Consider the following 25,734-nt stretch of genomic DNA (forward strand, 5'->3'; position numbering starts at 1 on the left):
TCACACCGGTACGGATTTCTGCAGCTGCAGGACCAGGTCGCGGCTGGCCAGCGCCACCCCGTGCGCCGACTTCAGAGGACGCAGGCGGTGCGCGCAAACCGGCACCAGCACCGCCTGGATATCTTCCGGCACCACATGGTCGCGTCCTTCCATGGCGGCCCAGGCGCGCGCGGCTTGCAGCAGCGCGATCGAGGCGCGCGGCGACAAGCCCTCGGCGAACATGCCGTTCTGGCGCGACGCTTGCGCCAGCGCCTGCACGTAATCGATCAGCGAGGCCGAGGCGTGGATCTCGCGCAGCGCTTTCTGCGCCACCGTCAGTTCGGCCGGCTGCATGGCCGCCGGCAGCGTCTTGAGCATGCTGCGGCGGTCGTCCCCCATCAGCAGCGCGCGTTCGGCGGCGGCGTCCGGGTAGCCCAGCGACAGGCACATCAGAAAGCGGTCCAGCTGCGATTCCGGCAGGGCGAAGGTGCCCACCTGGTGCAGCGGATTCTGGGTCGCGATGACAAAAAATGGCGAGGGCAGGGCGCGCGTGGCACCGTCGGCGGTCACCTGGCGCTCTTCCATCGCTTCCAGCAGGCCGGATTGGGTTTTCGGCGTGGCGCGGTTGATTTCATCGGCCAGCAGCACTTGCGTGAAGATCGGGCCGGGATGGAACACGAAACCATTCTTTTCGCGTTCGTACACCGAGATGCCGGCCACGTCGGCCGGCAGCAGGTCGCTGGTGAACTGCACGCGGTTGAATTTCAGGCCCAGCGAAATGGCCAGCGCGTGGGCCAGGGTGGTCTTGCCGACGCCGGGCACGTCTTCGATCAGCAGGTGGCCGTTGGCCAGCAGGCAGGTGAGCGCCTGGCGCACTTGCAGGTCCTTGCCGACGACAATCTGGCTGACCTGGCGGGCGACGGCGTGCATCTTTTTGAACATGGTGGTTATCTTTACAGTGTGCTGTGGGTGGTCGCGCGCACCCGCGTGGGGCACGGCATGGTAGATTAGCGCCATCGGCACCGACTATTCCGTCATCACGACCCGTTCTCAGGATTCTATGCGAGAACGGCATGTCCGGTGCAACATTGATGACACCGCTATTGAAATGACGCACATGAGCACAGCAATCTACAGCCACCCCGACTGCCGCCGCCACGACATGGGCGAATGGCATCCGGAATCCCCGGCGCGCCTGCAGGCGATCGAAGACCAGTTGATTTCGGCCCGCCTCGATGGCCTGCTGGAACGGCGCGAGGCACCGCTGGCCGAAATTCCCGCGATCGGCCGCAATCACACGCCGGAAGCCATTGCCCTGGTGCGCGACAATACGCCCACGGCCGAGGGCGACACCTATCCGCTCGATGGCGACACCTCGCTGTGTTCGTACAGCTACCAGGCCGCGCTGCGCGCCGCCGGCGCCGCGCTGGCCGCCACCGACGCGGTCATTGCCGGCAGCATAGCCAACGCCTTCTGCGCGGTCCGCCCGCCCGGCCACCACGCCATGCCGACCGAGCCGATGGGCTTCTGCCTGTTTAACAATGTGGCCATCGCGGCGCGCCACGCGCTCGATTCGCATGGCCTGGAACGGGTGGCGATCATCGACTTCGACGTCCATCACGGCAATGGCACCGCCGCCTCGTTCCGGGACGACCCGCGCGTGCTGATGGCCAGCTTCTACCAGCATCCGTTTTATCCGTACACCGAACCGGAGCCGCGCACCGCCACCATGATCAATATTCCGGTACCGGCGCGCAGCGGGGGCGACGTGGTACGCCAGCTGATCACCGAACACTGGCTGCCGGCGCTGCACGACTTCAAGCCGGAAATGATCTTCATCTCGGCCGGTTTCGACGCCCACCGCGAAGACGATGTGGGCGGCATGGGCCTGGTGGAAGCCGATTACGCCTGGATCACGCGCCAGGTGATGACGGTGGCGCGCCTGTACGCGCGCGGACGCATCGTCAGCTGCCTCGAAGGCGGCTACAACCTGTCGGCCCTGGGCCGCAGCGTGGTGGCGCACGTCAAGGTGCTGGCCGATCTGGAGTAGTGTTTTCCGGGGGCGGGTAAAATAGCGCCTTATACGAGAATTCCGAAAGCACAGCATGTCGATACAATGGTACCCGGGCCACATGAACGCCGCCCGCAAGAAGGCGGCCGAACAGATGGAGAACACCGATCTGGTGATCGAGGTGCTCGATGCGCGCCTGCCCGAGGCGAGCTGCAACCCGATGGTCGAAGAGCTGCGCCTGTTCCGCCAGCGCCCCTGCCTCAAGATCCTCAACAAGGTCGACCTGGCCGACCCGGCCGCCACCGCCGCCTGGAGCGCCTACTACAACGCGCAGGAAGGCGTGACCGCCTACGCGATGACCACCAAGAAGCCGGGCGAGGTGGCCCGGATTCCCGACCTGTGCCAGTCGCTGGCGCCGCACCGGGGCGTACCGACCAAGCCGCTGCGCATCATGATCATGGGGATTCCCAACGTCGGCAAATCGACCCTGATGAACGCGCTGCTCAAGAAAAAAGTGGCGAAGGTGGGCGACGAGCCGGCCGTCACCAAGATGCAGCAAAAGCTTTACCTCGGCAAGAACACGATCCTGGTCGATACCCCCGGCATGCTGTGGCCGAAGATCGCGCTGGCCAGCGATGGCCTGATGCTGGCCGCCAGCCACGCCATCGGCTCGAACGCGCTGATCGAAGATGAAGTGGCCGTGTTCCTGGCCGACGAACTGCTGGTGCGCTATCCGGCGCTGCTGACGGCGCGCTACGGCTTCAAGACCGAGGGCATGGACGGCATCGCCGTGGTCGAAGGCGTGGCGGCGCGGCGCGGCTACCGCCAGAAGGGCGGCGACCTCGATTTCGAAAAGGCCTCGCACATCTTCCTGCAGGATTACCGCACCGGCGCGCTCGGTCGCATCAGCCTCGAAACGCCGGAAACGCGCGCCGTGCGCCTGGCCCAGCATGAGGCCGAGATGGCCGCCAAGGCCGCCAAGGCGGCAGCGATTGCAGCCGAAAAAGCGGCGAATTCGGCGCGCGGCAAGCGCGGTACCTGAGCGCCGCCATCTCCCGATGAGCGGGAGCGCATGTTGACGAATATTGCATATTCGTCAACATGCTATACTTTCCGTTCATTTGCCTGGAGTCCTCCATGAACGTAGCGCGTCCCCCGATCACCTATACCGAAGGCAAACGATTTGCCTGGGCGTGTATTCCAGTCAGTGCCATCGTCCTGGCGCTCAGTGTGGCAGCATTCAGGGAAGGCAAGACGGGCTTTTTCATCGCCGGGCTCCTGCTGGGCGGGTGGGCCGCCGTGATGGGCGTGCTTCAATTTGCCATGAATGGCAGGCACGCCACGATGACGGTGAGCGACGAGGGCGTCCGCTTTGCCGATGGCTTGTCCGTGGCGTTCTCGGACATGGAAAAAATTACAACCATCAATCCATTTCCGAATGTTTTCGGCAGTTTCCTCAATATCGTCTTTTACGTGAATCCCGACGTGGCGGTCAAACAGGCTGGACGCAGTTTGCGGCGGGCGTTCTGCCTGACCACGGTGGGCGGCAACATCAGCATGGTCGGGAAACACAAAATGTTCAGCTTCATGACGCCGGGCATCCGGCCGATATCCGGCGCCAAAATGGACCAGGATGCTATCCTGGAAGACCTGTTTGCGCGCTTCGATGCCGTCCAGAACCGCTGAACAAGGCGTGCGCCGGCATGCGGCGCTTCCCGCATTGCATTGACATCTGTTCAACTATGGCGCTTAATGAAAGCATCGTGCAAAGGATTTCAGAGGCGGCCGAGGGTTGACTGAGCGGATATCCGAACATCGGTCTCTCGGTTGGCGAATGTGTCGCTTGCCTGCGCCCAGCTCTGGCGCACACCGATTACTTCAACCGAAATGGAGTCCGAATGCGATTCATGCTGCGTTCCACCGTCGTCTGTCAAACCATCGTCGCCGGCCTGTTTGCCACCTCGGCACAGGCTGCAATGCCAGTGTCGCTGACGTATGTCGTCAACAATCCGTGGGTGGGCGGGTACTGCGCCATCGTCAAGGTGTCCAATCCGAATGCGCAGGCGGTCCAGTGGAGCGGTTCGCTCCCGATACGGGGCACGGTGACGTCGCTATGGAACGCGGTCGGCCAGCAGTCCGGCGGCGCCATCGTTTTCACCGGCGGGCTCGATTGGAACAAGATCATCCAGGGCAAGTCGACGATGGAGTCGATCGGCTTTTGCGCGACGGATGCCGTCACGCCGACGCCAACTCCTACTCCGACGCCAACACCGACTCCTACTCCGACGCCAACACCGACACCAACACCGACACCGACGCCAACACCAACACCGACACCGACGCCTACTCCGACACCAACGCCAACGCCGACAGGCGCGCTCTCCCCAGTCTACAAAGGCGAAGGCACCTTTTACGGCGCAACGGGCGAGGGCAATTGCAGCTACGACGCCAGTCCCGGCAACCTGATGGTGGCCGCGATGAACCAGACGGATTACGCCAACAGCGGGGCGTGCGGCGAGTACATCGCCGTCACCGGTCCCAAAGGCAAGGTCACGGTGCGCATCACCGACCGCTGCCCGGAATGCAAACCGGGTGACGTTGACCTGAGCGAGCAGGCTTTCGTCAAGGTGGCCGAGAAGTCGGCGGGCAGGGTGCCGATCAGCTGGTATGTGGTCGCCGGCGAGACGACGGGGACGGTCAGCTACCGCTTCAAGGAAGGCAGCACCATCTACTGGCAGGGCATCCAGGTGCTCAACCACCGCCTGCCGATCACCAAACTCGAGATCCGCCCGAACGGCAGCACCAACTGGATCGCCGTCAAGCGCGAAGAATACAATTACTTCGTGTATCCGAGCCCGATTGCGGCAGGTCCGATGCAGGTTCGCATCACAGGTCTGGGTGGCGCCACCCTGCTGCAAACGTTGCCCGAGCCCCAGGGCGGCCTGGTCGTCAAGGGCAGCAACCAGTTCTGACGAGGCCTGGTCAAACCGGTGGCGCTGTTACGGCGCCACCGGTTCGCCGAAGCGAAAACTCGACACGGCCAGGTGGCCGAAAAATTCATCTTCGTGATACACGCAGGCCGCATCCTCGGATTCGGCCGCGCCCAGCGCCACCATCAGCGGCAGCAGATGCTCTTCGCGTGGATGGGCATTGCGCGCATACGGCGCCTGGCCCCAGTGCAGCAGGGCGATGGTGCGCTCCGACGGCGGCAGCTTGAGCACCAATTGCAGCCAGCCGTCGAACTGGTGCGATGCCAGCCTGCCTTCGGGGCCGAACTGGCGCAGGTTATGGTAGCTCAGGCCACTGCCGATAATGAGTACCCCTTCATCGCGCAGCGGCGCCAGCGCGCGCCCGATCTTCACGTGCGTCAGCGGATCGAAGCCGTGCTGCAGCGACAGCTGCACCACCGGCACGTCGGCCTCCGGGTAGACCGGATACAGCATCGAAAACGTCCCATGGTCGAAACCGCGCTGCGGATCGAGCGACACCGCGTGCCCGGCCGCTGCCAGCAGGGCGGCGGCGCGTTCTGCCAGTTGCGGCGAACCTGGCGCAGGGTATTTGATCTGGTAGGTATGGGCCGGAAAGCCGCCGTAATCGTAGATCATCGGCGGCTGCGCGCCGGACGAGAGCATCAGCTCCTTTTCTTCCCAGTGACCGGAAATGACCAGCACCGCGGCCGGCTTGACGTCGCCGATCTGGCGCCGGATATCGACCAGCGACGCTTCCAGCACGTCGTAGGTTTCACCGTACTGCTCTTTCATGAATGGCCACGGACCGCCGCCGTGGGAGACGAAATAGGTCGGCAGGCGGTGGCTCATGGCAGTGCTCCAGACGGTGGTTTATCTATCCAATATAGGGACGTGCGCGCTCTTTATCAAGTCATGCGCGTGCGCGCCAGGTCGATCAGCGCGAACAGGCGCGCGCTGCGCATCCAGCCGATGGCGATGACCGCCGCTTGGGTCAGCAGCAGGGCGCCGGTAAAACCCAGCGCATCGATCCCCGCCATGTTCGCGCGCGCCAGCGACAGCAGGCCGGCCAGGGCAAGGCCGACGATGCTGATACCGGCGTAGCTGCCCAGCGCCGCCAGCGGATGGCGCACCAGCAGCATGCAGCCCGACAGCCAGGCCGCCAGCGCGGAGCGTTTGCGCGGGTCGTAGGCCAAAAAAGCGCGGCCGGCGTCGAGCGAGACAGTCACCAGCCCGATGAGCAGCACCATCAGCGCCTGCGCCAGCATCAGCGCCAGCGCCGCGTCGTCCGCCGAGATGACCTTGGCGGCGTAGGCTGTCGCGGCGTCGATGGCGCCCATGCCGGCCACGAAGGCCAGGCCGAGCGGCAGCGCGCCCCAGGCCAGCAGGCGCAGCATGGGTGCGTAATAGTCGGCGCCGCCGCGCGTGAGCGCCGCAAAGCCGGGCACCTGCTGCGCGCGCGCCGCCGTCGCCACCATCCCCGACAGCATCGGTGAAATCAGCAGGGTGGCCAGCAGCGCCATGCTGCCGGCCTGGGTAAACACCACCTGGTGACGCGCGTGCACGGCCATCAGGTCGCTCAATGCCGTCATGTCGAGCGCGCGCGCCAGCGCCGCCGCGTGGACCGAGTAATCGAGGCTGGCCGACAACAGGTGCCAGGCTGGCAGCGCCATGATCAGGGCCGGCACCAGCATCCACAACACCCACAGCAGCAGCAGGCGCCATTGCAGCGCCGCGCGTGCCGCCCGTGGAACGGAGGCGATCGAAAAGGCAGGAGATGGATGCATCACACGGTCGCAATCAGGGAAAACAGGATATTGAAAAACGCGGCCACATCGCCGGCCCAGCGGCGCGCGGCGCGCCCGCTTGGCTCCAGGGTGCGGCTGTCATCGAGCTTGCTGGTGTCGAGGTAGTGCAGGCGCTGCGGATCGAGTTCGGCCGACACCGCCCTGGCCGGCTTGACCCAGCTGAAGGTGCGCCAGCGCTGCTGGTCGTCCCACACCGCCGTTTCGCTGCTGCCGTCGGCGAATTTGACCAGCACGCTTTGCGCGACCGGGGCGCCGCGCCGCTGCACCGTGACGCTGGTGCGCCAGGTGCGCGCGGCGCCGGGCTTGGCCGCCGCCTCTTCCTCGCTCGAAAAGCGCGAGACGCGGTCGTCGATGGGGGCCGTGGCGTACACCTGCTGCGCGAACATGGCGTTGACGGCGGCGCGCTGGCCGCTCACCTCGGCCAGCGTCTCGCGCAAATCGGCGGTGCTCGGATGGCGGAATTTCCAGCGCCGGTAGTATTCCTTGAAGGCGCGTTCGGTCGCCTCCTGGCCGATGCGCGCCTCCAGGTCGCGCAGCATGGTGGAGCTGCGCACGTACACCGGGCCAATGCCCTGCAGGCGCATGTGGGCATTCTGTCCGATCGCGTCGGCCGGTTCCAGGCGCGGCGCCTCGTGGCGCTCGACGTCGAAGCCCTTGAAACCCGGCGCGAAGCCGAGCGCCTTGAGCAGCGGCGAACCGAGATACGACTGCTGGCCGGTATCGCGCAGCATGCGGTAGTTCCAGAATTCGTTCAAGCCTTCGTCGAGCAGCGGTTCTTCGAATTCGTTCGATGCCAGGATGCCGTAGAAGTAGCCGTGGCCGACTTCGTGGATGGTGACGAAATCGAGGTCGAAGGCGGCGGCCGTCTGCGGCACCACCTTGTCGTGGCCGGCGGTGGTGATGAAGGTCGGGTACTCCATGGCGCCGGCTTCGTCGGCATTGAGCGGCGGGATCACGATGGTCAGCGTCTTGTACGGATACGGCCCCAGCGTTTTTGAAAAATAGGTCAGCGCATCGGTGGCTGCCTTGAGCGCCGGTGCGGCGCTGGCCGCGCGGTCGGGCGGGAACAGCACCGACAGCTGCACAAGCGGGCTGCCCGGCGCGCTCCAGGTGGCGCGCAGTGGCGGGGCGGTGCGCTTGTCGGCGGTCCAGGCGAAATCGTGGACGTCGCCCTGCACGTAGTGGTGGGTCAGCATGCCGCCGCGCTCCACCGGCGCGCCCTGCAGCTCGCCGGTCGCGCCCACGGTGTAGCCCTTGGGCGCGGTCAGCTTGACGTCGAAGCGGCCGAAGTCGGCGTAGAACTCGGTCTCGTGGTGGTATTCGTGGGCGTTCCAGCGGGTCCGGGTGGCGCCGCGTTCGCCCGGCAGTTCCAGCACGGCGATCTTGGGGAACCACTGGCCCACCAGGTGAAAGCTGCCGAAGTAGCCGGTGCTGCACACCACCCGCGGCAACTGGGTCAGGAAGGATATGTCGAAACTGGTGGAGGCGCCCGGCGCCACCGGCGCCGGCAGGTCGAAGCGCACCACCGTCTGGTCGGAGGCGGGGCCATTGTCGGGATGGACGAACGACCAGTCGACCTTGGCCCCGCCCTGGGTCACGCTGCGCAGGTCGATCTGGCCCCATTCGCCGGGGGCGGTGGTGACGCTGCCGCCGGCCTCGCGCTGTTCGGTGAAGTAGGTGCTGCCGGCGCTTTTGAAGGCGTTCATGTACAGGTGCAGGTAGACGCTGCGCACGGTCTCCTTGCTGCGGTTGCGCCAGGTGAGTTTCTGCTTGCCGTCGACCGTGTGGGCGACCGGGTCGAGCGTGGCTTCGATGCGGTAGTCGACCACGCGCTCCGACAGGGTCGCTTCGCTGCCGCTGCGCGGCCCGCCCCACGCATCCGCGGCGCTCGGCACGCTCACCGCGCTGGCCGACGGCAGGGCCAGGCCGATGCCGACGTCGGTCACCGGTTGCGGGATCGGGGTGATGGTGATGTCGCCCTGGGCCAGCAGCTCGGCGCCGGCGATGGCGGCTGCCGCCAGCAGGAGCGCCTTGAGGGCCATGGTTAGGGTACGCGCTTGCATGCATTCTCCTGCGCCGCTGGGCGCTTGCGATGGGGTAGAGGGGGCCGGCGGCCAGCCGCACAGCATGCCACAACGCCCGCCGGGCCGCAGTCCGGCTGGCGTATCCGATTATAATGGCGCAGTTTTGGTGCCCGCCCGCGTCCTCACGCCGGCAGTTAAACGGGAAACACCCAGTGTGCTGCCCCCGCAACGGTACTGCAAGCCGCTCATCGTGGCTTGCGAGCCCGGATACCGGCCAAAACAGGTGGACCCGATGCCGCAACGCGCGTCGGTTCCGTGCAATCCGGCTTGCGGGGACGCAGGCCAGGACTCTTTTTTCTGAAGACGACATCATGATTTCTGCAGTATCGCCGCGCCGCGCGCTCTCCGCCAGGCCGCTCGCGCTGGTTTCCGCCCTGTCCCTGTGTTTCCTGTCCAGCGCCGCGCTGTCCGCTGAAACCCAAACCCTGCCCGCCGTGACCGTGACCGGCGCCCGCTTCGCCAGCGACCCGGCGCTGGCCCCGATCGGCGCGACCGTCATCAGCGCCGACGAGATCCGCCGCGCCGGTGCGGCCGACGTCAACCAGGCCATCCGCCAGATCGGCGGCGTGTACGGCCGCCAGAGCCTGGACGGCTCGCCCGATTTCAGTCTCGATCTGCGCGGCTTCGGCACCAACAGCAGCCAGAACATGGTGGTCACGCTCGACGGCGTGCGCATGTCCGAGAGTGAATTGAGCAATGCGACGCTGTCGTCGATCCCGATCGAGACCGTCGAACGCATCGAAATCATTCGCGGCGGCGCCAGCGTGCTGTATGGCGAAGGCGCCACCGGCGGCGTGATCCACATCATCACGCGCCGTCCGGAAGCGAACGGCCGGCGCGGCATGCTGCGCGCCGAAGCCGGCCAGTTCGGCCTGCGCGACCTGCGCGCCGCCATGGCCCAGTCGTGGAACGGCTTCGCGCTCGACGCTTCGGTCGGCAGCCAGCGCACCGACAATTACCGTGACCATAACGAGTTCGCGCTCGATACCTTCAGCGGCGGCGCCCAGTGGGCCTACCAGGGCGGCCGCGCCGGGGTGCGCTACGACCGCGCGCGCCAGGAGTCGGACCTGCCGGGCGCCCTGAGCGCACGCCAGTTCGGCGAGAACCCGCGCCAGGCCAATACGCCTGACGATATTGGCTCGCTCGATTCGGACCGCCGGACCGCGTTCGTGGAGCAGCGCGTCGGCAGCGTCGACCTGGCTGCCGAACTGTCGCGCCGCGAGCGCACCACCCGTTCGACCTATTTCTACACCATCGAGGGCAAGCGCATGGCGTCGAAGGCGACCTATGACAGCGCCCAGACCCAGTTTTCGCCGCGCCTGCGCCATCTGGCGCAAATGGGCGGCGTGCTCAATGAGCTGGTGGCCGGCGTCGATATGGTCAAGTGGTCGCGCGTGACCGATTCGGCGTATTCGGATGCCGACGCCACGCAAAAATCGAGGGCGCTGTATGTGCGCGATGAGCTCAAGTTCGGCGGCGCGCACAAGGCCCGCGTGGCCGTGGGCGCGCGCCGCGAACGCTTCGAGAAGGATGCCACCGACGCGCGCGCCTTCGCCGCGCCGTACGCCAGCAAGACCACCCTCAACGCCTGGGAAGTGCAGGGCAGCGTTGATGTCATGCCGCTGGTGAACCTGTACGCCAAGGCCGGGCGCAGCTACCGCGTGGCCAACGTCGACGAGAACGGCTACCGCGCCGCGCCCGGCGTGCTGGCGCCGCAAACCTCGCGCGACCTGGAACTGGGCGTCGCTTACGGCGACGCGGCCCTGGGCGCGAATACGCGCGTGTTCCGCCATCAGCTGCGTAATGAAATTTTCTACGACCCGACCGTGAACGGCGGCTACGGCGCCAACACCAACCTCGATCCGACCGAGCGCAAAGGCGTGGAGTTCGATGTCCACGCCAGCATCGCGCGCGACTGGCGCGTGAGCGGCAACTGGCAGCATGTGCTGGCGCGCTTCACCGACGGCCCGAACGCCGGGCGCGCGATGGTGCTGGTGCCGAAGAACGTGGTCTCGGCGCGCCTGGCCTGGGTACCGGGCAATGGCCACAGCGCCGATATCGGCTTTCAATGGGCCGGCAGCCAGCGTTTCGGCGCCGACTTCGCCAACAACTGCGGTGCGCGCATGGCATCAAGCACCACCTTCGAGGCCCGTTACGCGCGCCAGATCGGCGCCTGGGAATTCGCGGTGGCGGGCCTGAACCTGGCCGACAAGCATTACACCAGCAATGCCTACGGCTGCAACAGCGGCATCTATCCGAGCGACGGGCGCCAGATCAAGGTCTCGGCGCGCTACGACTTCTGATGCGCCAGCGCCTCGTCTTCGCCGCGCTGGCCCTGTGGGCCGGTGTTGCCGGCGCCGCCATCACGGTGGTCGACGACGCCGGCCGGCGCGTGGCGCTGGCCGCGCCGGCCCGGCGCATCGTGTCGATGGCGCCGCACGTCACCGAGCTGCTGTTCGCGGCCGGCGGCGGCGCGCGCATCGTCGGGGCGATGAGCTACAGCGACTATCCGCCGGCCGCCCGCGGCATCCCGCTGGTCGGCGACAACAGCCAGATCGACATCGAACGCGTGCTGGCGCTCAAACCCGACCTGCTGGTGGTCTGGCAGAGCGGGAACACGGCGCGCCAGCTGGAGCAGCTGCGCCAGCTCGGCATTCCAATGTTTTACAGCGAGCCGGCGCGGATGGACCAGGTGGCCGGCAGCATGCTGCGCTTCGGCCAGCTGCTCGGCACTGAAACAGTGGCGCAGGCGGCGGCAGCGTCGTTCCGCGCCCGCATCGCGGCGCTGGCGGCGCGCTACAGCAAGCGAGCGCCGGTCACGGTGTTTTACCAGGTGTGGGAAAAGCCGCTGTACACCCTCAATGGCCAGCAGATCGCCAGCGACGCCATCCGCCTGTGCGGCGGCGAGAATATCTTCGCCGCGCTGGCGGTCAAGGCGCCCTCGGTTGGCATCGAGGCGGTGTTGCAGGCCAATCCGGAAGCGATCGTCGGCAGCGAGCCGCACGATGCCTCGGAACAGGGCCTGGCGATCTGGGCGCCTTACAAAACTCTGTTGGCGGTGCGCCAGGGCAATCTGTTCACCCTGGATGGGGAATTGCTGACCCGCGCCGGGCCGCGCCTGCCCGACGGCGCCGCCATCCTGTGCGAAAAACTCGACCTGGCGCGTCAACGCCGCAGGTAGGCCTGCGTTTACTGCATGACCGGGCGATCACTGGGCCGGCATGTGCAACGCAATGTAAAATGCGGGTCCCTGGCCTCTGACCTGCCGCAAAAAGTGGTAATCTCGCGATCGTCGTCTCAACTTAACATGAAGGATATTTATGCGTTTCCTGCGTATTGCTCTGGCCGTGGCCAGTCTGGCCGTCAGTACGGCGTTCGCTTCGCCCACCGATCCGAAAAACGGTGTCGAGTTCGTGACGCTGGCCGCGCCGCAGCCGACCAAGGCGACCGGCAAGAAAGTCGAAGTCATCGAATTTTTCATGTACCACTGCCCGCATTGCTATACGCTTGAACCGCATCTGGCCGAATGGGTCAAAAAGCAGGGCGACAACGTCCTGTTGCGGCGCGTGCACTTCGCCTCCAGCGGTACCGATCCGGAGGCGCATCTGCACCTGACGCTCGAAGCGATGGGCAAGGCCGAAGAAATGCATCCGAAAGTGCTGCATGCCTTTCATGTCGAGCGCCTTCGCCTGAACAAGGACGCGGCCATTCTTGAGTGGATTCCCAAGCAGGGCATCGACCAGGCCAAGTTCCTGGAATACTGGAATTCGTTCGGCGTGCTGACCAAGCTGAAAAGCGCATCGCAGCTGACCCAGAACTACAAGGTCGACAGTGCGCCAACGGTGGTGGTCGATGGCCGTTTCGTGACCTCGCCATCGGTCGTTGCCGAAGCCAATCCGGGCGTGACCAAGGCCACCGAGTACGTGGTGTTCATGCAGGCGCTCGACGCGCTCGTGACCAAGGCCCAGAAAGAGAAGGGCGCTGCCGCAGCACCGGCCAAGGCGCCTGCCAAAGCGAGTACCACACCTGCCAAGTCCGCCGGAAAATGAGCGATCCTGAAGAGAAAATCATCAAAATCTACGACGCCTCGCGCCCCATAGAGGAAGATTTGTTCGAGCGCAACTGGATTAACCAGCTGGCATGGAGCCTGGTGGTCGTGCTGTGCAGCGTCGTGGTGTGGTTTTCGATAGCGATCGTCAATGCCGAGAACCAGCGCCATGCGCTTATCACCAAGCAATGCGCCGATCCGGTGTTCAAGGGCGAGGTCGACACGCGCTGCATGCAGGTGGTCAGTTCGCGTCCGCACTGGTGGGAACACCTCTGGTACGGCATCACGCATCTGAAGCCGGCGGAAAAGTAACAGCAGTCATTGCACTGCCGTTTTTGCCTTCGCAGAAACGGCAGTTCTCAGGCCGGCAAGGCAATCACGAAGCGCGCCCCGCCCAGCGCCGACTGTTCCACCGCAATCGTGCCGCCATGCAGCGCTACCGCCTTCTGTGCAATCGATAATCCCAGCCCGAAACCGCCGGTACTGCGGTCGCGGCTGCGGTCGAGCCGGTAAAACGGTTCGAACACCTTGCCCCGTTCCGCCTCCGGAATGCCGGGCCCGTCATCCTCCACCACGATTTCCACGCCGTCCACGCGCCGCGCCGACAGCGCAATCCGGCCATTGCCGTATTTTTGCGCATTGCGCAGCAGGTTGCCCACCGCCCGCAGCAGCAGGCGCCGGTCGCCGGTCATGCTGCCCAGCGCACTGTCGAGCCGGACCTGGGGCTGGGCCGCCAGCGGGTCGAGCGCGTCCACGCAGCCCAGCAGCGCCGGCGCCAGCTCGAAGCTGGCTTGCTGCAAGGCCTGGCGGCTGTCGAGCCGGATCATGCCCAGCAGTTCATTCACCAACCCGTTCAGCTCGGCGACATCGCCTTCCATCGCCACGATGCGCTGTTCCAGCGCCGGATCGTCCGCTGCCGACCTGAGTAGTTCCAGTGCGAATTCCAGGCGCGCGATCGGGGTGCGCAGTTCGTGCGAAACGGAATGGAGCAGGTTTTTCTGCGCGTCGAGCAAGCCTTCGATGCGCCCGGCCATGTGGTTGAGCCGCTCGGCCAGCGGATAAATGATGGCGCCGGTCTTGAAGCTGGCGCGCGCCGACAGCTTGCCGGCACCGACTTCGTCGGCCACGCGCGAGAGTTCCTGCAGCCCCAGCCAGTGCGAGCGCGACCACAGGGCGATCGGCACCAGCAGGAACAGCGCCACGATCACGTAGCGCACCGCTTCCATCTTCAGCGCCAGGTCGATGTCGATCGGCAGCTCTTGCGCATGGATGACTTCCTCGGCGCTGCCGATATAGCTTTCGCCATGCAGGTCGACGCGGCGGTAAAAGGCTTTGTTGGCGGTATCGAGCACCAGTTCGCCGCGGTTGAGCGCGGCGTGCTGCTGGACCGGCAGCGAGGCGCGCACGCTGCTCAGCGGCACCAGGTAGAACTTGACGCCCGACACTTCGCGCACCTTGTTGAGCCGCACCAGCCAGTCGTCGGCCGGGGCTTTGTCGATGTATTGTTCAAGCAGGAAAATCTGGGCGGCCGCCTGGCGCCGCGCGATATCGTCCAGCGGATCGCCGAACAGGCGGCTGGTGGCGAAATAGATGGCGAAGGTCGCAATCGTAATCGACAGCATGACCAGCACGAAGAAGCGGAAGAAGATCCGGTTCACGCGTGTTTCCCGCCACAACGTTGTTCAATAACTGTTGCCGTCGCCATCGCTTCTCCTTGCGCAGCATTGTATAAGAGCGGGGCGGATCGGGGTATTACAAATAAGTGACAAATAGGGGACAGTTCATGGCGGAAGTGTGGCGCGATTCTCGATATCATGGCCTTACTCGAATTCCAGGTCTGCCCGCCGCGCTTGCGCGCTGGCAGGTATCGCTTCCCTTATGAAAGGATTTGCCATGTCTGTTTTGATTCGCGCACTTTCCTGCCTCCCGCTGGCTGGCGCTGTCGCGCTTGCCGGTTGCGGCGGCGGCGACAACGGCGGCAGCACGCCCGTCCCACCGAAAACGCAACCGGACATCGTCGTGCCGACGCCGACGCCGACGCCGACACCAACGCCGACGCCGACGCCGGTTCCGGTCACCGTGATCACCCCCTTCATCGCGCGCGCCCAGCAAGCCTCGTGCGCCAGCGTGACCAACCGCCTGTTCGTGATCGATCACAAATACGTCCTGTGGAACCAGTCGGGCGATTGCGCCGACAAGCGCTACAGCACCGAACTGTTCGCCCTGACACCGGACGCGAAAGTATGCAGCCTGAGTGACTCCATCGCCGGCCCCAAGCGGGAATGCAGCGACGCAGTCATGCTGCCCATTTTTAACACGATCATCGAGAAGAGCAATGAAGAAGGTTTCGGCCTTGGCGCCGGCCATGTGGTCGAAGAGATCAAGTTCCTCCCTGCAAACGGATTGAGTGTGGATTTCAATACCATCGCCAGCGATACCTTTTCGGGCGTGGGCACGGCCCGCAACGTCGTAGTGCGCGACCAGGCGGCGCTCGACGCGCTGTGGGCCGAACACAGCGCCATCCGCATCCCGCCGCCGCCGGCGCCCAAGGTCGACTTCACGAAAGAGATGGTCATCGCCTTGTTCGGCGGCAACGGCTCGGCCTGCGGCAGCTTCGGCGTGCGCCGCGCCAACGCCAGCGACGGGCATCTGGTGATCCGTTACGAGGACAAGGCACCCGATCCCGGCACCATCTGCATCGCCGTGGTGGCCAATCCGATGCACATGATCACGGTGCCGCGCATCGACGCAGTGGTCGACTTCGTGAAGGTGACGACGCAGAATATCGCCTTCACCGATCTGTGGCGCAGCCCGTTTTCGCACATCGATACGCCGCGCAATATCGTGATCAAGGATGCCGCCACCTTCGCCACCGTGTGGCGCCAGTCGCATGACAACGCCGACCTGCCGGCTGTCGATTTCAGCAAGGACATGGTGGTCGCGGTCTTCGGCCGTGGCGGCTCGAACGGTTGCCATACCACCGAAATCGAGAGCATCTACCGCGAGAGCGGCAAGATCCAGGTGTCCAGCGTGAACTGGTCGCTCAAGCCCGACAACGGCGCCATGTGTCCGGCGGCGATCTCGCACCCCGGGCATCTGGTGAAGCTGGCGCGCTCGGATGACACGGTCGAGTTTTCGACCCAATCGCGGCAACGTTAAGGCAGTTTTCCGTTTCCCTGGTGGCGCGCAAGCGCCGCCGGGCCCGGACCCCGATGTATGAAAATCCTGTTGACCTTTGTGCTCGGGGCGGCGTGCGCCAGCGCCACCGCCCGTACCCCGGCCGTCAATCCGATGCCGGACGGCAGCCGCGACATGTATGTCGGGCTGGGCTTCGTGGCGGCGCCCGCCTATGAAGGCGCGCGCCGGCCGCGCCGCATGGCGGTGCCGGTGCTGCAGGGTGAGTGGAGCAATGGCGTGTTTATTTCCGGTATGAACGCAGGCGTGCACCTGTCGGACCAGCCATCGCTCGAATTCGGCCCGCTGCTGTCGGTCCAGGCGCGGCGCAGCGAATCGGGCAACGGGACCGCGCTGGGCGGCACCTCGCTCACCTCCATGACTGACGGCGGTGCGCCGCTGGCGCCGATCGACAGCACGCCGGCCGAGCCAACTGCCACCCCCGGTTTGGGCGCGCGCAGCAGCGGCCCCAACCGCCTGTCCGGCATGGACGTGGTTGGCGCGCGCCTGCAGGCGGGCGGCTTCGTCAACGTCTATCTCAGCCCCAGCCTGCGCCTGACCAACAGCGTGCTGTACGGCGCCGGCCGGGATGCCAACGGCTTGCTGTGGAACCTCGGCATCCAGCATGTGGTGCAGCAGTTTTCGCCGCACCACAGCGTGTCGCTGTCGGCTGGCGTGAGCGTGGTCAACCGTCACTACAACACCAGCTTTTTCGGCGTCAGCGCGGCTGAATCCCTGCGCAGCGGCAACCCGGCGTACGCGCCCGGCGGCGGCCTGAACGGCGCCAGCGCGGGCCTGAGATGGCACTGGGCCTTGTCGCCATCGTGGCTGCTGATTAATAACGTGCAAGCGACCCGGGTACTGGGCGCTGCGCAAAAGAGTCCCTTGGTGGAGCGTCCCAACGGCTTTGTCTTGTCCACTGCGCTCGCTTACCGGTTTTGATGATGAATGCCCCACGCCACGTCGCCCTCCTGATCGCGCTGCTGTTGTCGGCCGGCGCCAGCACGGCGCATGCGCCCGCGCCGGAATGGCTCAGCTATCGCGACGCTTACCGCGCCATGGTGGTGTTCCAGAAATACGGCGGCCCGAAACACTATCTGCAAAACCAGTTGCAGCTGGTGCCGGCGCGGCAGGGCGCGGTGGCGCCGAATGTACAGCTGATCTTGCAGACCCGGGACGGCGACCAGTACCTTGCGCTCGATCCCAGCGGGCGCGCGGTATTTCCCCTCAGCACGGCGGCCTATAACGAGAACGCGCCCTTGCTGGTCAGCGGCGGCGCCGGACCGGTCGGTTTTCGCGCGCGCGTGTCGATCGTGCCGCGTGCCAACGGCCTGTACGACAGCGCCGAGCTGCGCGCCGCCTGCGGCCAGGCGCTCGACTACCTGCGCTATGCCGATGCCAGTGCCCGCACGCGCGCCTGCGTGGGCGTACGCTTCGTCTTTCCGCACGAGATAGGCGCCCCCGCGCCGGTGCGCGTGCGCAGCGGCGCGGCCGACGCGGTGGCGCTGCCGGTGACCGAGGGCGGCGCATTTCCCGGCGATGGACAAAATGGCTTTCGCATCGTTCATTATCGTTTCAGTCGTGGCGCCGAAGCGCGCCAGCTCATCACCAGCAGTACGCCGCTGGCGATCACGCCCCTCATCGAATAGCGTACTCAGCAGTTCGGTGATGTCGAATACATATTTACGACAATTGCCAGACATTTCGAGGCGGAAAGGGAAGCGCGAAGCGCCTAAGCTATGCGCATCGGGTTTTCCGTTCGCCCTCGATGCTCTCCGGTGTCGTGGGCTTTTTTTCTTCGCAATAACAGCATGATGGCGATGCAGCGGGACGCATGAAGGCGCCCGCCAGCCGCGCATCGTGGGACGCCGTGGCGCGCAGGCGAGGCGCGTGCGGTCTTGACGAAAACTCAGCGATTTCGGCGATGTCGGCGGCAGGCCGTAAAATGGCGGCTGATCATCTTTTCGGCGAACTTCATGAGAACCCTTTTTGCCCTCGTCCTGGCCGGCGTCTTGCCTGCCGCCTGGGCCCAGACCCCTGCCACCAATCCGATGCCGGACGGCAGCCGCGACATGTATGTCGGGCTGGGCGCCGTCTCTGCGCCGCGCTACCAGGGGGCGCACGCGCGCCGCGTGACAGCCTTGCCGCTGCTGCAGGTCGAGTGGAGCAATGGCGTGTTTGTCTCGGGCATGAGCGCGGGGATGCACTTGTCGACCAATCCGGTGCTCGAATACGGCCCCCTGCTTGCGCTGCTGCCACGCCGCAACCATTCCGGCAACGACGGCGAGTGGCTGGGGGCGCCCGTGGCCGGGTTTGCGGGCGAGTCGGTGCCGACCTTCGGCGCGACCGATCCGAAGACCGGCCAGCCGGACCGCCCAACGCCACCGGCGGCGGAAAAGCGCAGCGGCAACCGGCTCAGCGGCACCGACGCCATCGGTGCGCGCCTGCAAGGCGGGTTTTTTTTCCATTATTATCTGACGCCATCCTTGCGCATCACCAATAACTTGCTGGCAGGCTCGGGACGGGACCGCCATGGCGCCACCTGGACCGTGGGCCTGCAGCACGTGGCGCGGGCCATCTCGCCGCACCACACGGTATCGCTATCGGCCGATCTGACGCTGGTGAACGGCAGCTACAACCGCAGCTACTTCGGCGTGACCGAGGTCGAGAGCTTGCGCAGCGGCAATGACGTGTATGCGCCGTCGGGCGGCCTCAAGGAGGTAGCGGTGGCTGCGCGCTGGAACTGGGCGCTGTCGCCTTCCTGGATGCTCGGCAGCACGGTGCGCGCCGCGCGCCTGCAGGGCGATGCGCGGCGCAGCCCGCTGGTCGAACGCCCCAATCATGTCACCGTGTCCACCGGACTTGCTTACCGATTCTGATCATGCCATTTGTACGCCACGTTTCCGCCATCCTTGCCTTGCTGTTTACGGCAGGCGGCACGACGGCCAATGAGGTTGGCGGCGAATGGCTCAGCTATCGCGACGCTTACCGCGCGATGGTGGTGTTTGAGAAATACGGCAGGCCCAAGAATTTCTTGCAGAACCATTTCCAGGTCATGTTGAAAGAGAAGGGCGTGCTGACCGACGGTTTGCAGTTGAGCCTGCTAAGCAAGGCCAGCAGCCTGAACCTGCCGCTCGATCCGACCGGCCGCACCGTCTTCCCGCTGCTCAAGGCCGCGTATGACGACAATGCCACGCTGATGCTCACCCGCAATGCCGCCCAGTACGTGTTCCGGGCGCGCGTATCGATCGTGGTGCGCTCCGACGGCGTGTACGAAACCAGCGACCTGCGCGCGGCCTGCGAGCAAGCGCTCACGTATCTGCGCCATGTGGATGCGTCGGCGCGCACGCGCCGTTGCGGCGGAGTGCGCCTGAGCTACCTGCGCAAGGGGCCGGACCCGGTGGTCAAGCTGCGCAACGGTAGCGGCGACGTGGCCCTGCTGTCGGTGGCCGAGGGCACCACCTTCGGGGACGACAACAACGAGGGCTTCCGGGTCGTCAATTACCGTTTCGGCGACCATGCCGACAAGGGCCAGCTGGTGACCCGGAGCGCGCCGCTGGCGATCGCGCCGCTGCTGGAATAGCTCGGGCCCGCCAGATGGGTTTTGCATGTGGCGACAAGGCCCCGCGGCTCAGGGACTCACGCCGTATTTGCCGTAGATCCGGGCGATCGCCCCCGAGCGTTTCATGATGAGGATCGCTTCGTCCAGTTTCGGCAACAAGGCTTTCTTGCTGGGCTGGACGCGTATCGAGACATCATACGAACCCAGCACGTCACCGATGACCAACTCACTGTAATTGGGTACTTGGAGCACGCTGTATTGCGCGACCGCCTTGTTGATCAGGATCTGGTCCATCCGCCCGGCAGCGAGCATGGCCATGAGCTGCTGCTCGTTCACGGCGTCGGCGCGATGCACGACGCCACTGGCAAACAGCTCGCGCAATTCCGGATAGCTATAACCCCTGACCAATCCCACTGTCTTGCCACTCAAATCCCTTGGCGTGCTCACTTTGAAATGTTTTCCAGGGGCAAACACGAGTACGTCGATCACTTTGCCAAACGGTATTGAAAACACGCCGGGGATTCTTTCCTGCTTTACCCAGCCGGGGAACACGCCAAGTTCGAGATCGATTTGTCCCAGGTCGAAGCGTTTGGCAAGACGCGCGTAGGGAAGGTACTCGGCCTGGAAGCGATGCCCTGTAATCTGGCCCAGTTCGTCGAGGAGCTCCTGGTAAATGCCCGTCCGCCCGCTCTCGATCATCATGGGCGGGTAATTGTAGAAGCCGACCTTGAACGTCTCGGAGCGCGCATTCGTCAACCAGGCGGCGCACACCAGGCATGCGGCGTAAACAAGGATTTTCATGTCTGCCCTAAGTCGTCATGCGGAGTCGGGTCGAACGCCGCGCGAAGGCATCGCGGGCGCGCCTATATTCCGCATCAACTATTGTGCCCTTGTCGTCCAAAGTCAAGCGCCGTGCTGGCGCTGCGCTGACCGTCCCCACCCGCCGGGGATGGACGCCAGTCCGCAGAACGACTGGTATATATTTAAGAAATATTTAAATTAAATTAATATTTTCGCCGCAAAGCGTATTCATGCGCCCGGTACCGCCTGCGCGCCGACCGTCAGCACGCCGATGCAGATGGTCATGGTCGACCGCAGCTACGCCAGCGTGACGTTTGAAAAAGTCGCGCCGCTGCGGGTGGCGTTCACGCCGGTCGAGGGCTACGGCAAATCGCAGATGCACGAGCGCACCCAGCTGGTGATCAAGGATGCGCAGGCTTGGGCCGCATTGTGGAAACGGCATAGCGGCGAACCGCTGCCGCCGGAGGTGGACTTCAGCAAGCACATGGTGTTGTTCGCCACCATCGGCGACCGGCCGGTGCTAGCGTACAAGTTGGCGGTCAGCGATGTCGAGCGCATTGGGGGCAAGCTGCGCGTGACCATGGTCGAAAAAACGATGGGACGCTACAGCCTGGGCCTGGCGCCAGCGGCGATCACCAATGCCGGCGCGGCGGCGCTGGTGGCGCGCTCGGACGACCCGGTCGAGTTCGTGGAGCAGTTGTTCTACAAGCGCTAGCCGGAATGGCGGGGCGTCCTGGCGGCGCCCCGTTGCGCATCAGGCCCAGGCCGAGGGCGAGAACAGATAGCCTTCGCCCCACACAGTCTTGATTTTTTCGGAATCGACGTCGTCGAACTTGCGCCGCAGCTTGGAAATGCAGTTATCGATGCTGCGGTCCAGCCCGTCGAACTCGATGCCGCGCATTTTTTTCAGCAATGCATCGCGCGAGAGCACCCGTCCGGCCGATTCGGCCAGCACCAGCAGCAGCTTGTATTCGGTATTGCTGAGCAGGCATTGCTCGCCGCGCCAGGTGACGATGCGGTCGCTGGCGATGATCGACAGGGCGCCGAATTCGAGCGCCGCCGGGTCGCCGCCCGGTTTGCCCTGGGCACGCCGCAGCAGGGCGCGCAGGCGCGCCAGCAGCACCCGCGGCTGCACCGGCTTGTTGACGAAATCGTCCGCGCCCTGTTCCAGCACCGACACTTCGTCGTAGGAATCTTCGCGCGCGGTCAGGATCAGGATGGGTGTTTCGCTCAGTTCGCGGATCTGGCGGCACACCACCATGCCGTCCAGGCCGGGCAGCATCAGGTCGAGAATGACCACATCCGGGGTGAGCGCCTTGAAGCGGTCCAGCGCGGCGTCGCCGCGCGTAACCAGGTCGACCGTGAACTCGTACCCGCTCAGGTACTCCGTGACCAATTGCGCCAGGCGCGCATCGTCCTCCACCAGCATTACACGAAACATGAATTTTCTCCTAGCCGCCCATTGTATAAGAGCTACTACCAAAAAAAGTCAGTTGCAGGCCGGCGCGGACAATTTGCTACACTTTCATGACACTCTGGCTACCTTACTGCTGGGGAATACAGACTTCCAGCACTTTTTCGATGCGCTCGTTGAGGATGGTGCGGGCGGCGGGCGCTTCGAGGACACGGTTGGTCACCAGTTTTTCGCCGGCCGAGCTGGTGCGGAATTGCTCGAAATCGACCATCTCATCCTCGGTAAAGCGCGGAAGCGCTTCCGGCAGCGGCTCGCCGGCGGCCGCAAAGACGCCCAGGTAACCGTGCTTGGCGAACTTCTTGCCGACCGACTTGGTCAGGAAGGATTGGGTGCGCATCAATTCATTGCTGTCGAGATTGGCGAGCAGCAATTGCTTGTAGACCTCGTCGAAACTGGCGGGGTCGAGCCCTTGCACGCATTTCAACTGGTCGGCCGTGACCTTGCCCTGTTTGGCCCCGGCCTTCATCGACAGTTGCACGCCGAGCAGGGCGGGTTTGGAGAAGACGGCGGCGGTGGCCGGGTTGATGGTTTGCGCCTGCGCCGCGCCGCCCAGCAGCAAGGCTAGCGGAAACAATAGCGTGGCCATGCGAGGTCCAGACAGTGCAGAAATACCCGTGGTTAAACGACGCGTCTGCAATAAGCAGGCTTTGTGTGGGGAATTCATGTCACCGTCCATTCTTCTCAAGTCACTTTCCTATCAACAGCGTGGGCACGCCAAGTCATGCGGAAGGGTTAAATCAGCCGTATTAGCGAACATTATGACTGATCTGTGGACATTTGTGTGTATGAAAAGCAACGCCAGTAAGCATTATGAAAATTTGGTATATGGCGAAATATGCTTAATATTTCATGGATGAATGCGAATCCATTCGAGCAAAATTACTGTTTTGTGTCTTAAATGCAACCACACCTTAGGATTTTGCACGCACAGAATTTCATCGAAGTGTTGCTTCTTGGTGAACTTGGCCGTGGTCCATCACCAAGCTGGTGAATCCTGGGTCCATTCTGGTGCAATTGAGCATACCCGAGCGCTCGATACGCACCAAAACGCGACACGCGCAGCACACCAATTGCTCGATATGGCGCTTGGCCGGCCCGGCCTCCATCGCCTCATCGCGTGATCGACGGCACCAAGCCGGTCATTTTCCTCGATCCCGCATCGGCTGATGCCAGGGACCGGCAACCCGCTGGCCGCCTGCCGCATCAAGGGAGGCGATTTGCAAGGCCGCCATGCGAGTCCGGTGGTGCGCGAGCTGGTTCCCGCTGCGCGCGTGGTCAAGGCCTTCAAGCGCCTGGACGTGAAGGTGCATCAAGATTTGAAGCGCCAATAAAAAAAGAAGCCTGCGCTAAGCGCGCAGGCTTCTTTTCTGGATCGTCGGCAAGCGTGCCTGAGCGCGGCGCTTGCCGCGCAATCAGGCCGCGTTTTGCGCGACGAAGTCCCAGTTGACCAGGCCCCAGAAGGTTTCGACATACTTGGCGCGGGCGTTGCGGTAGTCGATGTAGTAAGCGTGCTCCCAGACGTCGCAGGTCAGCAGTGGCTGGTCGCCGCTGGTCAGCGGGCAGCCGGCGTTGGCGGTGTTGACGATGTCAACGCCGCCGTCGGCTTTCTGCACCAGCCAGGTCCAGCCGGAACCGAAGTTGCCGAGGCACGACTTGGTGAATTCTTCCTTGAATTTGTCGAACGAACCCCACTTGGCGTTGATCGCGTCGGCGACCTTGCCGCTTGGCGCGCCGCCACCGTTCGGCTTCATGCCGTTCCAGTAGAAGGTGTGGTTCCACACCTGGGCTGCGTTGTTGAACACGCCGCCGGAGGATTTCTTGATGATCTCTTCGAGCGACAGGTTCTCGAACTCGGTGCCCTTGATCAGGTTGTTCAGGTTGGTCACATAGGTCTGGTGATGCTTGCCGTAGTGGTATTCCAGCGTTTCTTTCGAAATGTGGGGAGCCAGGGCGTCCATTTCATACGGCAGAGGCGGCAGTGTGTGTTCCATGTTGTGTCCTTTTTGTTTGGAAAAGCGTCAATGATTCTGAACCGGTGCTTATTGTAATTCGGATGGGCGTTCGTTGCTTATTTGCTTCGCGCCGGAAAGCGCGCTTGCCCAGGAGCCAGTCAGCTTACTCCAGCTGGGTCTGGACGCTCGACACGCCCACCTCGGCGCTGCCCTCGGCCAGGCGTACCGTGAGCACCTCGTTCGGCTTGATCTGCAAGGGCGAGCGCACCACCTTGCCCTTGGCGTCGTGCACGATGGCGTAACCGCGTTCGAGCGTGCGCTGGGGATTGAGCAGTTCGAGTTGAGACGCCAGCGCGCCGAGCGCATCGCGCTTCTGTTGCATCTGGCTGGCCAGGCTGCTGCTGGTGCGGCGCTGCTGCGAGGCGATGTCGGCGCGCAGGGCGCGCACGTCCGGCCGGTGGCTGGCCCAGCGCGCGCGTAATTGTGCCAGCACATAGGCCTGGCGCTGCACCGGCGCGCGCAGCGCGTGCGTCATCGCGGTCGACAAGGCCACCAGCTCCAGGCGCTGGTGGCCGATGCGTGCCGATGGGCTCAGCAGCCGGCGCTGCCAGTTGTCCAGGCCCTGGTGCGCTTCGTTGAGGGTGTGGCGCATGGCGCGCCGCAGGTCGCCGGCATCGGCCGACAGCGAGGCGAGCCAGTCCGCGCGCGGGGTGGCGGCCAGTTCGGCGGCGGCGGTCGGAGTGGCCGCGCGCAGGTCGGCGGCAAAATCGGCGATGGTGAAGTCGGTCTCGTGGCCGACCCCGGAAATGACGGGCATGCCGCAGTTGGCGATCGCGTGGGCCACCACTTCTTCGTTAAAGCTCCACAAGTCTTCGATCGAACCGCCGCCACGGCATACCAGCAGCACGTCCACTTCCGCCCGGCGCGAGGCCGTTTGAATGGCGCCGGCAATCCGCTCGGCCGCGCCCTGGCCCTGCACCGGGGCAGGGTAGAGCACGATGCGCAGGTGCGGCGCGCGCCGCTTGAGCGCGGAGAGGATGTCGCGCAGCGCCGCCGCCTGCGGGCTGGTGACAATGCCGACGCTGCGCGTGAACATCGGCAGGGGACGCTTGCGCTCCTGGTCGAACAGGCCCTGCGCGCCCAGCTTGTCCTTGAGGCGCAGGAAGGCTTCGTACAGCGCCCCCACGCCGGCGCGGCGGATCGCCTCGACGTTGATCTGGTAATCGCCGCGCGCGCCGTACAGGGTCACCAGGGCGCGCACCTCGACCTTGTCGCCTTCGCGCGGAATGAAGCCGGCGTACTGGGCGCGGCCACGGAACATCACGGCGCGCACCTGGGCCGCGTCATCCTTGAGCGTGAAATACCAGTGGCCGGAACTGGCGCGTGTGAAGTTCGATATTTCACCGCTGATCCAGGTCAGCGGAAAGGAGCGCTCCAGCAGGCGCGCCACTTGCGCATTGAGCGCGGTGACGGTCAGCACCGGCGGGGCGGCGAGGGGCGGGTCTTGGTCGAAATCGGTGTGCATGGGAAGAGTTCCGGAATAACTGTCCACAAAATTTTAAAGCGGTCATGCTTATGTCACATATCGCGTAAAACAACAAGACTTTTTTCTAAGTCGATGATTTTAAACGAAAAAGCGAATGTGCTGGTTTTCAACGCAATGCCTGAAATCCCTTCTAAATCAAGCACTTTGGCGGTCCGGGCGGGAGTTGCTCACAAAGTTATCCACAGAAATTGTGTAGAAGTTTTTCTGTACGTACACGCGGGCACCTGCCTGCCGCGTGCGCACCGCCTAGCTATCTGTTTGTAATCAGGCACTTACGTGGTTCTGCAACGCCTTGCACACAATCTTGTCCACAGAAGCTGTGCAGAACT

25 protein-coding genes and 1 riboswitch are annotated in these 25,734 nt (G+C 64.4%); of the genes, 15 read left to right on the top strand and 10 right to left on the bottom strand.

What is annotated here, in order from left to right:
* On the bottom strand, window positions 1–921 hold the full coding sequence (locus tag F2P44_RS04180) for an AAA family ATPase (protein WP_167085324.1): 921 nt from the start codon (window positions 919–921) through the stop codon (window positions 1–3).
* A gap of 175 nt (window positions 922–1,096) precedes the next feature.
* On the opposite strand from F2P44_RS04180, the gene F2P44_RS04185 reads away from it, so the two are divergent.
* From F2P44_RS04185 to F2P44_RS04200, 4 genes are all read left to right on the top strand, one after another.
* A complete protein-coding gene (locus tag F2P44_RS04185; protein WP_167085326.1) occupies window positions 1,097–2,029 on the top strand; it encodes a histone deacetylase family protein in 933 nt (310 codons plus the stop codon).
* Window positions 2,030–2,111: 82 nt separating this feature from the next.
* Complete coding sequence (ylqF, locus tag F2P44_RS04190; RefSeq protein ID WP_229423389.1) at window positions 2,112–3,032, top strand: ribosome biogenesis GTPase YlqF; 921 nt, start codon at window positions 2,112–2,114, stop codon at window positions 3,030–3,032.
* A gap of 95 nt (window positions 3,033–3,127) precedes the next feature.
* Complete coding sequence (locus F2P44_RS04195) at window positions 3,128–3,676, top strand: hypothetical protein (RefSeq protein WP_167085329.1); 549 nt, start codon at window positions 3,128–3,130, stop codon at window positions 3,674–3,676.
* Window positions 3,677–3,888: 212 nt separating this feature from the next.
* Window positions 3,889–4,962, top strand: a complete 1,074-nt coding sequence (locus F2P44_RS04200; RefSeq protein ID WP_167085331.1) for an expansin EXLX1 family cellulose-binding protein — start codon at window positions 3,889–3,891, stop codon at window positions 4,960–4,962.
* Between the two features lie 27 nt (window positions 4,963–4,989).
* Here the strand turns inward: F2P44_RS04200 and F2P44_RS04205 are convergent, their stop codons facing one another.
* From F2P44_RS04205 to F2P44_RS04215, 3 genes are read right to left on the bottom strand one after another with little or no spacing between them, the layout of a single operon-like run.
* Window positions 4,990–5,808: a DODA-type extradiol aromatic ring-opening family dioxygenase gene (locus F2P44_RS04205; RefSeq protein ID WP_167085333.1), complete on the bottom strand. Its 819-nt coding sequence runs from the start codon at window positions 5,806–5,808 to the stop codon at window positions 4,990–4,992.
* 56 nt (window positions 5,809–5,864) lie between these two features.
* Complete coding sequence (locus tag F2P44_RS04210) at window positions 5,865–6,743, bottom strand: hypothetical protein (RefSeq protein ID WP_167085335.1); 879 nt, start codon at window positions 6,741–6,743, stop codon at window positions 5,865–5,867.
* Window positions 6,743–8,827, bottom strand: coding sequence for a M1 family metallopeptidase (locus F2P44_RS04215; protein ID WP_167085337.1), 2,085 nt, complete (start codon window positions 8,825–8,827; stop codon window positions 6,743–6,745). Before F2P44_RS04215 ends, F2P44_RS04210 begins: the two co-directional genes overlap by 1 nt.
* A gap of 108 nt (window positions 8,828–8,935) precedes the next feature.
* Window positions 8,936–9,081: riboswitch (cobalamin riboswitch) on the top strand.
* A gap of 78 nt (window positions 9,082–9,159) precedes the next feature.
* Here F2P44_RS04215 and F2P44_RS04220 point away from each other — a divergent pair.
* The 4 genes from F2P44_RS04220 to F2P44_RS04235 all read left to right on the top strand — a co-directional run bounded on the left by F2P44_RS04220 (window position 9,160) and on the right by F2P44_RS04235 (window position 13,208).
* The gene (locus tag F2P44_RS04220) at window positions 9,160–11,151 is read left to right on the top strand and encodes a TonB-dependent receptor (protein ID WP_167085339.1); all 1,992 of its coding nucleotides are present in this window, start codon (window positions 9,160–9,162) and stop codon (window positions 11,149–11,151) included.
* The gene (locus F2P44_RS04225) at window positions 11,151–12,029 is read left to right on the top strand and encodes a cobalamin-binding protein (protein ID WP_167085341.1); all 879 of its coding nucleotides are present in this window, start codon (window positions 11,151–11,153) and stop codon (window positions 12,027–12,029) included. Before F2P44_RS04220 ends, F2P44_RS04225 begins: the two co-directional genes overlap by 1 nt.
* Before the next feature lie 139 nt (window positions 12,030–12,168).
* Window positions 12,169–12,897: a thiol:disulfide interchange protein DsbA/DsbL gene (locus F2P44_RS04230; RefSeq protein ID WP_167085343.1), complete on the top strand. Its 729-nt coding sequence runs from the start codon at window positions 12,169–12,171 to the stop codon at window positions 12,895–12,897.
* Window positions 12,894–13,208 carry a hypothetical protein gene (locus tag F2P44_RS04235; protein ID WP_167085345.1) on the top strand — a complete coding sequence of 105 codons (315 nt, stop codon included), beginning with the start codon at window positions 12,894–12,896 and terminating at the stop codon, window positions 13,206–13,208. Before F2P44_RS04230 ends, F2P44_RS04235 begins: the two co-directional genes overlap by 4 nt.
* 47 nt (window positions 13,209–13,255) lie before the next feature.
* On the opposite strand, the gene F2P44_RS04240 is transcribed toward F2P44_RS04235, so the two are convergent.
* Window positions 13,256–14,554, bottom strand: a complete 1,299-nt coding sequence (locus F2P44_RS04240; RefSeq protein ID WP_167085347.1) for an ATP-binding protein — start codon at window positions 14,552–14,554, stop codon at window positions 13,256–13,258.
* A gap of 235 nt (window positions 14,555–14,789) precedes the next feature.
* Between F2P44_RS04240 and F2P44_RS34875 the strand changes: the two genes are divergently transcribed.
* From F2P44_RS34875 to F2P44_RS04265, 5 genes are all read left to right on the top strand, one after another.
* Complete coding sequence (locus F2P44_RS34875; RefSeq protein WP_187363235.1) at window positions 14,790–16,055, top strand: hypothetical protein; 1,266 nt, start codon at window positions 14,790–14,792, stop codon at window positions 16,053–16,055.
* 57 nt (window positions 16,056–16,112) lie between these two features.
* Entirely contained in the window at window positions 16,113–17,012 is a 900-nt protein-coding gene (locus F2P44_RS04250) for a MipA/OmpV family protein (protein ID WP_167085349.1), read from the top strand.
* A gap of 2 nt (window positions 17,013–17,014) precedes the next feature.
* Window positions 17,015–17,719, top strand: a complete 705-nt coding sequence (locus F2P44_RS04255; RefSeq protein WP_167085351.1) for a hypothetical protein — start codon at window positions 17,015–17,017, stop codon at window positions 17,717–17,719.
* A 327-nt stretch (window positions 17,720–18,046) separates the two neighbouring features.
* Window positions 18,047–18,949, top strand: coding sequence for a MipA/OmpV family protein (locus tag F2P44_RS04260; RefSeq protein ID WP_167085353.1), 903 nt, complete (start codon window positions 18,047–18,049; stop codon window positions 18,947–18,949).
* 2 nt (window positions 18,950–18,951) lie between these two features.
* Window positions 18,952–19,653 (top strand): hypothetical protein, encoded by a 702-nt coding sequence (locus F2P44_RS04265; RefSeq protein WP_229423367.1) that lies wholly within the window; start codon window positions 18,952–18,954, stop codon window positions 19,651–19,653.
* Between the two features lie 48 nt (window positions 19,654–19,701).
* Here the strand turns inward: F2P44_RS04265 and F2P44_RS04270 are convergent, their stop codons facing one another.
* On the bottom strand, window positions 19,702–20,433 hold the full coding sequence (locus F2P44_RS04270; protein ID WP_167085355.1) for a substrate-binding periplasmic protein: 732 nt from the start codon (window positions 20,431–20,433) through the stop codon (window positions 19,702–19,704).
* Between the two features lie 283 nt (window positions 20,434–20,716).
* Between F2P44_RS04270 and F2P44_RS04275 the strand changes: the two genes are divergently transcribed.
* Window positions 20,717–21,148, top strand: a complete 432-nt coding sequence (locus F2P44_RS04275; RefSeq protein ID WP_167085357.1) for a hypothetical protein — start codon at window positions 20,717–20,719, stop codon at window positions 21,146–21,148.
* A 39-nt stretch (window positions 21,149–21,187) separates the two neighbouring features.
* Here F2P44_RS04275 and F2P44_RS04280 read toward each other — a convergent pair whose 3' ends face one another.
* Both F2P44_RS04280 and F2P44_RS04285 read right to left on the bottom strand, forming a co-directional pair.
* Window positions 21,188–21,874 (bottom strand): response regulator, encoded by a 687-nt coding sequence (locus F2P44_RS04280; protein WP_167085359.1) that lies wholly within the window; start codon window positions 21,872–21,874, stop codon window positions 21,188–21,190.
* Between the two features lie 103 nt (window positions 21,875–21,977).
* Window positions 21,978–22,493 (bottom strand): hypothetical protein, encoded by a 516-nt coding sequence (locus F2P44_RS04285; RefSeq protein ID WP_167085361.1) that lies wholly within the window; start codon window positions 22,491–22,493, stop codon window positions 21,978–21,980.
* A 580-nt stretch (window positions 22,494–23,073) separates the two neighbouring features.
* Here F2P44_RS04285 and F2P44_RS04290 point away from each other — a divergent pair.
* Window positions 23,074–23,238 (top strand): hypothetical protein, encoded by a 165-nt coding sequence (locus tag F2P44_RS04290; protein ID WP_167085363.1) that lies wholly within the window; start codon window positions 23,074–23,076, stop codon window positions 23,236–23,238.
* Between the two features lie 81 nt (window positions 23,239–23,319).
* On the opposite strand, the gene sodB is transcribed toward F2P44_RS04290, so the two are convergent.
* The gene (gene sodB, locus F2P44_RS04295; protein ID WP_167085365.1) at window positions 23,320–23,898 is read right to left on the bottom strand and encodes a superoxide dismutase [Fe]; all 579 of its coding nucleotides are present in this window, start codon (window positions 23,896–23,898) and stop codon (window positions 23,320–23,322) included.
* Window positions 23,899–24,022: 124 nt separating this feature from the next.
* Complete coding sequence (gene xseA / locus F2P44_RS04300; protein WP_167085367.1) at window positions 24,023–25,384, bottom strand: exodeoxyribonuclease VII large subunit; 1,362 nt, start codon at window positions 25,382–25,384, stop codon at window positions 24,023–24,025.
* Window positions 25,385–25,734 lie beyond the last annotated feature (350 nt).

It is taken from the genome of Massilia frigida (assembly GCF_011682175.1).
Taxonomy (GTDB): domain Bacteria; phylum Pseudomonadota; class Gammaproteobacteria; order Burkholderiales; family Burkholderiaceae_D; genus Telluria_A; species Telluria_A frigida.